The 12,492-nt window shown below is 38.7% G+C and carries 11 protein-coding genes; all 11 read right to left on the bottom strand.

The features are described from left to right. Positions 1-6: 6 nt before the first annotated feature. Positions 7-1,938: a nucleoside-diphosphate sugar epimerase/dehydratase gene (locus tag BCU91_RS12525; RefSeq protein WP_102531608.1), complete on the bottom strand. Its 1,932-nt coding sequence runs from the start codon at positions 1,936-1,938 to the stop codon at positions 7-9. A gap of 337 nt (positions 1,939-2,275) precedes the next feature. After that, positions 2,276-3,442: a nucleotide sugar dehydrogenase gene (locus BCU91_RS12520; protein WP_102531607.1), complete on the bottom strand. Its 1,167-nt coding sequence runs from the start codon at positions 3,440-3,442 to the stop codon at positions 2,276-2,278. Positions 3,443-3,466: 24 nt separating this feature from the next. Continuing rightward, positions 3,467-4,021 (bottom strand): sugar transferase, encoded by a 555-nt coding sequence (locus tag BCU91_RS12515; protein WP_102531606.1) that lies wholly within the window; start codon positions 4,019-4,021, stop codon positions 3,467-3,469. Continuing rightward, a complete protein-coding gene (locus BCU91_RS12510; protein WP_102531605.1) occupies positions 4,018-4,932 on the bottom strand; it encodes an NAD-dependent epimerase/dehydratase family protein in 915 nt (304 codons plus the stop codon). The genes BCU91_RS12515 and BCU91_RS12510 overlap by 4 nt, the downstream gene beginning before the upstream one ends. Further along, positions 4,929-5,687 (bottom strand): glycosyltransferase family 2 protein, encoded by a 759-nt coding sequence (locus BCU91_RS12505; protein ID WP_102531604.1) that lies wholly within the window; start codon positions 5,685-5,687, stop codon positions 4,929-4,931. The genes BCU91_RS12510 and BCU91_RS12505 overlap by 4 nt, the downstream gene beginning before the upstream one ends. Before the next feature lie 240 nt (positions 5,688-5,927). After that, complete coding sequence (locus tag BCU91_RS12500) at positions 5,928-7,364, bottom strand: phosphomannomutase (RefSeq protein ID WP_102531603.1); 1,437 nt, start codon at positions 7,362-7,364, stop codon at positions 5,928-5,930. Further along, positions 7,361-8,776, bottom strand: a complete 1,416-nt coding sequence (locus BCU91_RS12495) for a mannose-1-phosphate guanylyltransferase/mannose-6-phosphate isomerase (protein ID WP_102531602.1) — start codon at positions 8,774-8,776, stop codon at positions 7,361-7,363. The genes BCU91_RS12500 and BCU91_RS12495 overlap by 4 nt, the downstream gene beginning before the upstream one ends. Positions 8,777-8,778: 2 nt before the next feature. Continuing rightward, complete coding sequence (locus BCU91_RS12490) at positions 8,779-9,261, bottom strand: GDP-mannose mannosyl hydrolase (protein ID WP_102531601.1); 483 nt, start codon at positions 9,259-9,261, stop codon at positions 8,779-8,781. An 8-nt stretch (positions 9,262-9,269) separates the two neighbouring features. Beyond that, positions 9,270-10,229 carry a GDP-L-fucose synthase gene (locus tag BCU91_RS12485; protein ID WP_102531600.1) on the bottom strand — a complete coding sequence of 320 codons (960 nt, stop codon included), beginning with the start codon at positions 10,227-10,229 and terminating at the stop codon, positions 9,270-9,272. A gap of 126 nt (positions 10,230-10,355) precedes the next feature. Continuing rightward, complete coding sequence (gmd, locus tag BCU91_RS12480; protein ID WP_102531599.1) at positions 10,356-11,492, bottom strand: GDP-mannose 4,6-dehydratase; 1,137 nt, start codon at positions 11,490-11,492, stop codon at positions 10,356-10,358. Further along, positions 11,489-12,492, bottom strand: a 1,004-nt coding sequence (locus BCU91_RS20290; RefSeq protein ID WP_157936288.1) for a hypothetical protein, incomplete at its 5' end; no start/stop codon positions are given. The genes BCU91_RS20290 and gmd, both read right to left, overlap by 4 nt.

The following is a 12,492-nucleotide window of genomic DNA, read 5'->3' as shown; positions in this document are numbered from 1 at the left end:
AATATACTAGACTAAATTAACCACATTTTGAACAGCTGGTTTGTTTTTTTCTGTTTGCTGATAAAGCAAATCACAAATACCATCCGTTGGCGCAAAACCTGTAGGGGTTTTTAGCAAAATATCTCGAATAGTTTCGTGGTCAAAAGCGTGACAAGCGGCATCTAAACGCTCAAGAATTTTAGAGTATTCAGCCCAAGAAAGGTGAACTTCATTGGCAGTCATAATTCTTTCGTGCTCGGTACCCGTGACATCATCACCAATCAGTAGCTCTTCATAGAGTTTTTCACCCGGGCGTAATCCACTATATTCAATCGCTATTTCGCCTTCGGGGTTAAACTCATCACGGACATCAAAACCACTCAGTCGGATCATTTTACTGGCTAAATCGACAATTTTGACTGATTTACCCATATCCAATACAAACACATCACCGCCTTTACCCATTGCGCCAGCCTGAATAACTAATTGCGATGCTTCAGGAATGGTCATAAAGAAACGGGTGATTTCTGGGTGAGTCACAGTGACTGGCCCGCCATTGGCAATTTGCGTTCTAAAAAGCGGCACTACTGAGCCAGATGACCCCAAAACATTACCAAATCGAACCATACAAAAACGAGTTTGATGGTTCTCTTTTGAAAAAGCTTGTAACACCAGCTCTGCCATACGCTTGGTTGTGCCCATAACGTTAGTTGGACGTACCGCTTTATCTGTTGAAACTAAAACAAAGGTTTCAACTTTGGCTGCAATAGCCGCTCTTGCGGTATACAGGGTGCCAAAAACGTTATTTCGAACCCCTTCAACAACATTGTGCTCAACAAGTGGGACATGTTTATAAGCCGCTGCGTGATAAACAGTTTGAACACCAAAAGATTCCATAATCGCTTGAACACGATTTTCACGCTGAACCGACCCCATCATTGGCAAAATGCGCACATTAAGGCCAAGCTCTTTTGCTGTAGCAGATAGCTCTCTTTCAATGGCATAAAGCGAATATTCAGACAGTTCGAATAACACTAATTTTTTTGGTGATTTTTTTAAAATTTGACGACATAGTTCTGAGCCGATAGAGCCGCCAGCACCAGTCACCATAACCACTTTATCGGTAATATTGGCGGTTAATAAATCTTGTCTAGGCGCGACCGAATCACGCCCTAATAAATCATCAATTTCAACTTCTTTAATATCACTATAAAGTTTATTACCACTTACCAAATCGGCCATTGCAGGAATGGTTAACACCTGAGTAGATAGCGACTCTAAACGATTAAGAATGTCTTTACGTTTGGCTCTGGTTGCACTGGGTATAGCAAGCAACACTTTGGTTGCTGCTTTTTGAGTGATGAGTTTACGTATGATTGAGGGTGAATGAACGTGAACACCTTGGATTACACTGCCATGTAGCGCTTCATCATCATCGACGAAAGCGTAAGGATAATATTCATGGCTTAGCACCAAAGAGTTCAGTAATTGACGACCACTGACCCCTGCACCATAAATAATCACTGGCTCACCGTGACGTTTAATACCTGAGCCAACTAAAGAACGAACAAGTGCACGCGTTCCCCCTACAAACACCAAAGCGAACATGGCATATATGATAGGAACAGTGCGAGGCAGATTCGCTTCAGTAAAATAAGAGACGAACACTAAAGTGACAGTTGACGCGACAATACCAAGTAAAATAGCCGTTATTGCTTGTAAGCTCATATAACGCAATACCGCGCGGTACAAACCAAGCTTGGCGAACGCTAAAATGCTGAAAGGAATACTTGTAGCAACCAAAGCCCAGTAATGCCCATTAAGCAACACACTGACATCATCAACTCTGACTAATAACGCAGCCCAAAAGGCAAAGCTTAGAAAAACAGTGTCAATTGCGATACTCACTAAACGTTTTTGATTACGATCTAAACGAAACAACTTTTGCAAAAAATCCATTTTCCGCTCCATAAACTTAAAAATCATAGTGTATTACTTCTTTAAATACGAACGCCTCACCACTATACCATTTACAGGGTAATATGAGTAATGCGTACAACTAGCTTAGGATATTATATGTGAGAGCATGAAAGAACACGAAGAAAAAACTTAACTTGTGCACTACTCTGGAATTGTAGGAATAAATGTGAACAAAAAACCGATGAGACACATTTTTATCGATTTTTTTGATAATGAGACAGAAAAAATTAGCGCTAGTTTAATTAAATCAATACTCTAGCGCTAAAATCATAACAGATAGATAGATAGTTCTATTCGGCTAAATTAACAACTAATATCAATCAGAACCAAATAAATCACGAGTATATACTTTACTTGCAACGTCACTGATTTCATCAACCATACGATTTGAGACTATCACATCGCAACTCGCTTTAAACTCTTCAAGTGATTTAATGACTTTAGAGTGGAAGAACTCCTCTTCTTCTAAAACAGGTTCATAAACAACCACTTCAATGCCTTTTGCTTTTAAGCGCTTCATGATCCCCTGAACACTCGATGCTCTGAAATTGTCAGAACCCGACTTCATTATTAGACGATAAATACCTACGCGATTAGGGTTACGCTTTAAAATTGATTCTGCAACAAAGTCTTTACGAGTTTTATTAGATTCAACAATCGCACTAATGATGTTGTTAGGTACATCTGCATAGTTAGCTCGCAATTGTTTCGTGTCTTTAGGCAAGCAATAACCACCATAACCAAATGAAGGATTATTATAATGGTTACCGATACGAGGGTCTAAACCAACCCCTTCGATTATCTGGCGAGCATTTAGACCATGCGATTCAGCGTAAGAATCAAGCTCGTTGAAGTAGGCAACCCTTAAGGCAAGGTAAGTATTAGAAAATAACTTTACCGCTTCAGCTTCAGTTGAGTCAGTGAACAATACTTCTATGTTTTCTTTTACTGCACCTTCCACTAATAAGTTAGCAAAGACTGCAGCTCTCTCTGAACGCTCACCAACGATAATACGTGATGGGTGTAAGTTATCGTGTAAAGCACGCCCTTCACGCAAAAATTCTGGTGAAAAAATTAAATTATCACAACCTAGCTCATCTTTAATACGAGCAGTAAATCCAACAGGTACAGTAGATTTTATAACCATTACTGCCGAAGGATTAACATCCATGACATCTTTAATCACCGCCTCTACTGAGGAAGTATTGAAATAGTTAGTTTGAGCATCGTAATCAGTTGGCGTCGCAATAATTACATATTCGGCGTCTTTATATGCCACCTCTTTATCAAGAGTAGCTTTAAAATTGAGAGGTTTATTAGCTAAAAAGTCTTCAATTTCTATATCAACAATCGGGGCTTTTTTTTCATTGAGCATCTTAACTTTTTCAGGAACGATATCAACCGCAACAACTTGATGATTTTGCGCCAAAAGCATTGCGTTTGATAAACCGACGTAACCTGTACCAGCAACTGCAACTTTCATTATTATTTATCTTCCAACTAGAAACTATTTACGCTTTACAGCGTCACCTGAACCACTGCCTGTAACAGTCATCATAATATACTTGAAGTAATCTTTAACAGTTAGACTGTCAATCATCTGTTTGTCAGTTTTGGCTAACAAAGCAGGTGTAGACATATCAATGTTTTGCACTTGAGCTAAACCGGTCACACCTGGTAACACATTGTATACACCTAGTGCATCACGCTCTTTAATCAATTCTTCTTGGTTAAATAAGTTTGGGCGTGGGCCTACCAAGCTCATTTCACCTTTAACAACATTAATTAACTGCGGTAATTCATCAATCTTAGTTTTACGTAAAAATGCGCCAAGCTTAGTGATTGAAGCATTACTAGCTAAGTGACTAGCCACCGATTTGGTTTCAACTGCCATGGTACGAAACTTTATTAGCTTAAACGGCTTTTTATTCCTTCCTACACGAGTTTGGACAAAAATAGGAGAGCCAGTGTCGAACATGCCGATGATTGTGACAACCAGTAAAACAGGCCATAATAATAACAGACCAAATAACGCAGCTAAAAAATCTAATACACGAATCATTTTTTATTCTCAGAAAGTGAAGCCATTGCTTGCTCCATTGTGTAAGGAGGAACCCACCCTAAAACTTCTTTAGCATTAGAGGAGTCAACTTGTAAGTTTCCTAATAGCTGTGCAGCCATTGCATGTTTTCCTACAAGACGTGCAGCTAAGTACATAAGACAAACAGGAACAGGTAGTTGAATTAATCTCTTATTTAGGCCCTTAGCTATTGCATTAGTAAAGTCTTTAATAGAAACAGTTTCGCCGTCTGAAGCTAAAAAAGTATGGCCTGCTGCATCTGGATGATTTGCACATGTTATTAGCAAATCAGCCAAATTCTGGACAGCAATAAAATCACGCCGATTATTAGTTAAGCCAAATGGCAAAAATGGAAATTGATTTATCAAGGAAGTTAATGCTCTAAAATTACCAGGTGCATTCGGGCCATAAATCAAAGGGGCTCTTACTATAACAATTTCCAACCCAGTCTCTACTGATAATTTTTTTAACCCTAACTCAGCCTTATATTTCGATATGGCATAAGGGTTGTGCGGAGAGGCCTTATCGTAAATATTGAATGGTTTGTCATATGTACCCACGCCATTTACTCCAATGGAGCTAACAAAGACGAATCGCTTAACACCAGCTTGCACAGCTTGATTGGCAAAATTTAAGGTGCCTTGATTGTTAACTATATCGAGATCACTGACACTTACATTTTTATTGTGAGCAATCCCTGCTAAATGAATTATGGTTCTTATCCCATTGAATGCACCATTCCACTTAGTTTTAGCATCAAAACTTTCTATTTCAAAGACATCTACAAACTTATTGAGTTGACCATTCCTTATTATATAACGCGCGTCACTGGAAATACTTGAAAGCACACTGCCAACAAAGCCGCTCCCCCCAGAAATCAATATACCATTCATCCTTGTCTTTTCCTGATAGCATTAAATATATAAGCCGAATAACAATATAGCCTTTTATGTATTGGGAGTTTTTTCACCCCAATATATACTTTAAATGTAACGAACAGCATTTTTAGCTTATTGCTACTAACGCTTCCACTCCTAACTCTATATTTTACCATTTCCTTTCTGAGACCAACGGATACATAACCAAGACTGAGTAGATCAATCCATAACTTTAAGTCTTGTCTTGCTCTAATTGAACTAAATCTAAAATCATGAGTTACTAATTTCCGATCAATAACAGCTGTTGAAGTCCCAATCTCAGTTCTTTTTAGATTGTCTTCTAAACTTAAATATTGAGAAACATGAACAAACCCCTTTCTACAGAAGCCATCTTCATCAATAAAAGAGAAAGATGTATGGCATATAGGTGCTTTATTTTTTTTCATGAAGTCAATTTGTAGCTCTAACTTCTCCTGCTCCCATAAATCATCAGAATCTAAAAATGCAATATACTGTCCAGAAGCATTATCTAACCCAACGTTACGGCTAACCCCTGCTCCATTGTTTTTCTGTGAAAAAAAGCATTTTATACGGCTGTCTTTTAATGCTACCTCTTCTAGTATGCTCCGCGTATTATCGATTGAGCAATCATCAATAATAATCAACTCCCAATTTGAGTAAGTTTGGGCTAGAACAGTGTTAATGGTCTCTTTTACAATCTCACCAGAATTATATGTCGGCATGACGATCGAGACTAAATTTTCTTTCATTTTTATAAAACCTTCTTGGCTCTATTAAAATCAATCACCGCTCTCTTAGGCAATTATTACAAAGAAAGGTTACAGTAATTGCTATAATTTTGTGTAAGAAATAAGAATCTTGCTATGATTTTAAAGGCAGAACATTCTAACGAAAAAAAACTAACTTTTCAGAGAATATACGCTCATAGCTTTGTATAAAACGAATTTACTCATTGAGTTTAAAACCCGAAGCACGCTTAACATCAAATATCAATTATTTAATGAGCTATTAAATATCGCCTTTAAACTTTTAGCGACTATGTACTTTGCTCTTTGAGCCGAACAAGCCTCTGCATAACAACGCAATTCTGGTGCATTACCTGATGGGCGAAGATGAACTATTTCACTATTATTTAACGAAAGACGTAAACCATCAGTAATATCGACATTAATCACTTCAGAGTCTTTTAATCCTAAAAATATTAATAATTTTTTAGGATTATTTAGCCCAAATTGAATAAGTTCCAGACTATTCTCACGAGAAAAATTCTGAATACGATCACTAGCAGTATAGATTTCAGGTAAATCTCTCACCAAATCAGAAAGCTTACCGACATCAATGCTAGTTAGTACTGCTAACGCAGGTAATAGTGCATCACGTGTTGGCAACGAACTTAGAACCCCACCGTTGACAATAATGTCTGTTCCCAGCAAAAAACCACCATTAGCTTCAAAACCGGCAACTGAAGAGCTAGATTTCTTTAGCTCATTGAAAGCAGATATCACATAAGGTGAACCAATTTTTGTCCGCTCAACCTTTGTAAAAACACCACACTTTTCAATTACTGAGTTGCAACTTACAGGTACAGCAAGAACTTCAACATTTAAACATTTTGATGCAAGCAAACAGAGAATATCACCACGTAAATAGTTACCAGTTTCATCGGATAAAAGAGGTCTATCACCATCACCGTCTGTTGAAAAAACCGCATCAAGCTTAAACTCTTTTTGCCAAGCAACGGCCATATCGATATCAAATTGGCTAACCGCTTCAGTATCAATCGGAACAAAATTATCACTCCGACCAAGGCTAATAACCTTTGCACCTAACTTCTCAAACAAACCTGCGTACAAGTCGCGCCCAGCACTAGAGTGCTCATAAATACCAATACGTTTACCTTTTAGTGAATCTGCACTAAACAAATTAAGATAGCGGGCTAAATAAGCGTTAGCGGCTCGTTCAGAAACAACCGGCAAAGAGCCAATAGCGAAATCAATGAGTTCTGATTCTGAAGTTAAAATTGCCACTTCATCAGCTTTACTTATTTCCCCATCTGGTCGGTAAAATTTCAGTCCATTTCTGTCAAATGGTATATGACTACCAGTAACCATGATAGCAGGAACATTATCCGACATTGAAGTAACAGCAAGTGCTGGTGTAGGAATGACGCCATAATAGTCAACTTCAATATCTAAAGCTTGAGCTGCAGCGATACATGCAGCAGCAATATCAGGACTACTAGGGCGATTGTCAATCGCCATCGCTAATTTTGTGAAATCGAACTGCTTCTGCATAACCTTAATAAACGCTACGGTAAACGCTGTACAAACTTCTGGAGAAAAATCAGTAACAAGCCCCCTTGCTCCACTGGTACCAAAAGCTATGCCGCTATCATTGATTACTTGAGAAACGACTTGTTGCTTCATTTATCTAACCTACCGTATCTGTCTTCAAAACGTACAATATCATCTTCACCCAAATAAGATCCTGATTGCACTTCAATTAACTCTAATGGAACCTTGCCTGGGTTTTCCAGCGCATGCACCACACCCACCGGAATATAAGTGGATTGGTTTTCAGTCAATAAAATTTCTCTATCACCATTGGTTACTTTTGCAGTGCCTGTTACAACAATCCAATGCTCAGCGCGGTGATGATGCATTTGGATAGATAATTTCTCGCCAGGCTTAACGGTTATGCGCTTAACCTGAAAACGGTCGCCATTATCAATCGAGTCATATTTACCCCAAGGGCGATAAACTTCACGGTGATGTTGCCACTCGCTACGTTCTTCTGTTTTTAAATGCGCAACGATATTTTTCACTTCTTGCACTTCAGATTGTTTCGCAACCAAAATCGCATCTTTGGTTTCAACAACGACAACGTCGTCTAACCCTATGGTCGTGACCAGTTTTTCGGTCGCGTGAACATAAGTATTGCGCGTATCGATATTAATCACATCACCACGACAAGCATTACCGTTTTCATCTTTATCAGATACTTCCCATAGCGCAGACCAACTACCGACATCACTCCAACCACAGTCCATTGGTACAACTACCGCTTGCGAGGTTTTTTCCATTACTGCGTAATCAATGGAATCATCAGGACATGCTTCAAACGCCGCTTTATCTATACGAATAAAGTCTAAATCGGCTTGTGGCGCCGCAATGGCTTGCTCACATGAATTAAACATTTCAGGGCGATAAATTTTAAGCTCAGCCAAATAAGTGCTGGCTTTAAATAAAAACATGCCACTGTTCCAGTAATATTCACCTGAAGCCAAGTATTCTTTTGCTGTTGTTAAGTTTGGCTTTTCAACAAACTGCGCAACGCTATAACCTGCGTTAGCACATTGCATCTCACCTCGCTTAATATAGCCATAACCCGTTTCAGGTGCTGTAGGAACAATACCAAACGTCACTAGCCTATCAGCCTGTGCAAACGGCACGGCTTGCTCAACCGAGGTACAAAATGCCGCTTCATCTTTAATCACGTGGTCAGCTGCTAATACTAAAAGCAGTGGGTCATCGCCACCTTTTAACGCGTGCATAGCAGCCAGAGCAATAGCAGGTGCCGTATTACGGCCAACTGGCTCTAAAATAATGCCGCTGGTTTTAATCTCGTTAGCTCGAAATTGCTCAGCAACTGAAAAGCGATGCTCTTCATTACAAATAACCAAGGCAGGTGCATGTTCAATCCCTTTCAAGCGCTGCGCCGTGGTTTGCAGCATGGAGTCATTGCCTAGTAAGGTTAAAAATTGCTTCGGGAATTGTTGGCGCGAAAGAGGCCATAAACGCGAACCCGAGCCGCCAGCCATGATTACGGGTAAAATCATCATTAATCCTTATTAAACAGATCGGTTTTATGCTTATCAAAATACCACTTAGTGTGCTTATGAACCTTATCACTGGTCATCAATTGGGGAATATCGAACCACTGATACCCACCGTGTTGCACATCTAAGGGTAAATTGTCCAACTCACATTCAAGCTTCAAAATAAAGGCTATGGCCACATAATGGGTGGTGACTTCATCACCGAATACATAATCGTTATAAAAATGGTCGAAAGGACCTAATAAGCTTGATTGGACAATATTGAACGTTTGACCAAGCTCATCTTGGGTTAGCCGCTTAAAGGCGTCGGCGATAGCTTCATTTTTTAGAATTCGTCCACCAGGTACAAACCAATCATCCTTAGCGGGACGGTTTAAACGCTGCCCTAACAAAGCTTGCCCTTTGGTGTTGATAACCACCAAATCGATGGAGACTAAGGGCGTGCTGGCAATGACCGTCGTGAAAGTGCCTTGGTCTAAAAACATAGCTCAGCCTACTTTCTGAAATTGTCTTGGTTAGCTAAGAACCAATCGTAGGTCAATGCCAGGCCTTGCTCTAACTCTATCTTTGCCTGCCAGCCTAGCGCCTTAAGACGAGATACATCCATCAACTTACGCGGTGCACCATCTGGTTTGGTTGCATCAAACGCAATTTCACCAGCAAAACCAACTACCTTAGCAACGGTTTCAACTAATTCTCGAATCGTGCAATCAACACCTGTGCCTACGTTAATGTGACTTAACATAGGCTCGGTGTTTGCGTCATAAACACTTTGTTCAAGGTTCATCACATAAATAGAGGCCGCGGCCATGTCATCAACATATAAAAATTCACGCATGGGCTTACCAGAACCCCATGCCACTACCTTTGCATCACCATTGAGTTTAGCCTCATGAAAACGGCGCAATAATGCAGGAATAACATGAGAGTTTTCAGGATGAAAATTATCATTTTCACCATACAGGTTAGTGGGCATTACCGAGCGATAATTACGTCCATATTGACGGTTATAAGACTCACACATCTTTATGCCTGCTATTTTCGCAATGGCATAAGGTTCATTAGTTTCTTCAAGAGTACCAGTTAACAAAGTATCTTCTTTCATTGGCTGTTCAGCCAATTTGGGATAAATGCATGACGATCCTAAAAAAAGTAAATCTTGAATGCCGTTAATGTGAGCAGCATGTATAATATTATTTTGAATAGTTAGATTTTCGTAAATAAACTCAGCAGGGTAAGTATTGTTGGCAACAATCCCGCCTACTTTTGCTGCGGCTAAGTAAACCTGATCAATTTTTTCTGTTTCAAAAAAATCAAAAACTGCTTGCTGATTAGTTAAATCTAACTCTGAACGGCTACGAACAACAACCTCAACATCCGCTTTTGTTTCTAATTGGCGAACAATCGCAGAACCCACCATTCCAAGATGCCCTGCAACAAAAACTTTTTTCATTATTAAAACCTTTTATTTTAAACCAAATAACAACCACTAAGAACACAAAGACTACGCACACCGAATCAAAAACCTCTTTAAGTTTTTCACTGTACCCTCAATGTCCTCTGTGGTTAATATTACTCTTTAGCCTTGGTTTTCAATTGACACTGCAACATTATGACCATGTGCTTTAAGCAAGGCATGCTGCTTAGCTTTATCAAGATCGTTTGCCACCATTTCAGCACACATTTCTTCAACTGTGATTTGTGGTACCCAACCTAGTTTTTCTTTTGCTTTTGTCGGATCACCCAATAAAGTTTCAACTTCTGCAGGGCGAAAGTAACGCGGATCAACACGTACAATTACATCACCAACTTTTAATGCTGGTGCATTATCTCCTGTAATAGCGGTGATAGTTGCAATTTCATCAATGCCTTCGCCACTAAATTCAAGTTCAATACCCGCTTCTTTAGCAGATAATGAGACAAACTCACGTACAGAGATTTGCTTACCTGTTGCAATTACAAAATCGTCAGCAGTTTCTTGCTGCAACATCATCCATTGCATACGCACATAATCTTTAGCATGACCCCAATCACGTAATGCATCCATATTTCCAAGGTACAAACACTTTTCTAGACCTTGGGAAATATTGGCAATAGCGCGGGTAATTTTTCGCGTTACAAAGGTTTCACCACGACGAGGTGATTCATGGTTAAACAAAATACCGTTACAGGCATACATACCGTAAGACTCACGGTAGTTAACCACTATCCAGTAGGCATACATTTTAGCGACTGCATAAGGGGAACGAGGGTGAAATGGTGTAGTTTCCTTTTGTGGGATCTCTTGTACTTCACCATACAATTCAGAAGTAGAAGCTTGGTAGAATTTTGTTTTCTTTTCTAAGCCTAAAAAGCGAATAGCTTCAAGTAAACGTAAAGTACCCATTGCATCAACATCTGCTGTATATTCAGGGCACTCAAACGAAACAGCAACATGAGACTGCGCACCTAGATTATAAACCTCATCAGGTTGCACATCGTTGATAATACGGGTTAGGTTAGAAGAGTCAGTAAGATCACCATAGTGTAAAAAGAAACGTGGATTTTGTTCATGACTGTCTTGGTAAATATGGTCAACACGCTCAGTGTTCAGTGAAGATGCCCGGCGCTTAATACCGTGGACTTCATAACCTTTATCTAATAATAACTCAGCTAAATAAGATCCATCTTGCCCTGTTACACCTGTGATTAATGCTTTTTTCATATTTTCCTCTATTTACGATACCTTACAGAATCTAGTGTGAATTTTGAAAAACTAGAGTCCGAAATTAAAGAACTTACACCATTATCATTTAAATGTTTTAGAACTTCCAATAAATGATCATTACTATTGAAATAAATAGAAAAGTCTTGAAATTCCTTTATTTCATCAATCATTAAAGGAGCAATTATTGGTCTATTTGATGCAATAGCATCAGCAAAAGCCCCGGTTCCTTTGAAAGAACCATATTTTCGAGATAACCTGTTTAAACATAACAAAATGTCACAAGTACTAATTAATTTGAACAATTCTTCCGTAGAGTAACTATTTTGCACAACAACTACTTTTCCTAACAACTTATCGCTAAGCAAGTGTATATCTGGCGTGGATTTACCAACAAGAACGAACTCAATATTATTGAACTGTCTTTCTAACACTGAATAATCACGTCTAGACTCATCAAGCGACCCAACTACCCCAACACGAACTATCTTATTGCTGTTCTTAATTAATTGTCTAGGCTCCACATCAGAATAGTAAACGTACGTAGCCTTGCACTTTCCTGCTATATCAAAAAGATTAAAGCTATCAACAAATCTAGCCATTAAATACTTGGATTCAAAACAAACACTAGAGATGAAGAATAACGACAATGAAAAAAACATACTATCAAGATAAAACAATGAGTTTTTGATATAAAGAATAATTTTTCGCCCCCAAACTAACAAAAGTAAAAGCCATAAAATTTGACAGACTCCTCTATTCAGCCCATGCGTATACTCTAGACCTGTCAAGAAAACAACTTTGTCATATCTAAAAGAGAACAATAACAAATATAAAAGTGATAATATTGGATAAAAACGAAAGTCAAAAGCAATACTTACAACATTTGAACCTTTTAAATCATTTTCATACAATTCTTTTTTATCTAGGTGACATAAAAAATCAGTTTCGTATTCAGAATAAAAGCATTTCGCATGAACGCACTGAGTTATATGGTTACCAAAATCTAATA

Origin of the sequence: Shewanella sp. 10N.286.52.B9, from assembly GCF_002873635.1 — a bacterium.
Lineage (GTDB): Bacteria > Pseudomonadota > Gammaproteobacteria > Enterobacterales > Shewanellaceae > Shewanella.
Note: the sequence above shows the minus strand (reverse complement) of the source record. Positions and strands in the feature narration are given on the sequence as shown.

Excerpts from the sequence above, each read along its gene's own strand:
- BCU91_RS12515 (WP_102531606.1), bottom strand. The coding sequence starts at position 4,021 with ATGATTCGTGTATTAGATTTTTTAGCTGCGTTATTTGGTCTGTTATTA.
- BCU91_RS12505 (WP_102531604.1), bottom strand. The coding sequence starts at position 5,687 with ATGAAAGAAAATTTAGTCTCGATCGTCATGCCGACATATAATTCTGGT.
- BCU91_RS12525 (WP_102531608.1), bottom strand. The coding sequence starts at position 1,938 with ATGGATTTTTTGCAAAAGTTGTTTCGTTTAGATCGTAATCAAAAACGT.
- BCU91_RS12485 (WP_102531600.1), bottom strand. The coding sequence starts at position 10,229 with ATGAAAAAAGTTTTTGTTGCAGGGCATCTTGGAATGGTGGGTTCTGCG.
- BCU91_RS12520 (WP_102531607.1), bottom strand. The coding sequence starts at position 3,442 with ATGAAAGTTGCAGTTGCTGGTACAGGTTACGTCGGTTTATCAAACGCA.
- BCU91_RS12500 (WP_102531603.1), bottom strand. The coding sequence starts at position 7,364 with ATGAAGCAACAAGTCGTTTCTCAAGTAATCAATGATAGCGGCATAGCT.
- BCU91_RS12495 (WP_102531602.1), bottom strand. The coding sequence starts at position 8,776 with ATGATTTTACCCGTAATCATGGCTGGCGGCTCGGGTTCGCGTTTATGG.
- BCU91_RS12510 (WP_102531605.1), bottom strand. The coding sequence starts at position 4,932 with ATGAATGGTATATTGATTTCTGGGGGGAGCGGCTTTGTTGGCAGTGTG.
- BCU91_RS12490 (WP_102531601.1), bottom strand. The coding sequence starts at position 9,261 with ATGTTTTTAGACCAAGGCACTTTCACGACGGTCATTGCCAGCACGCCC.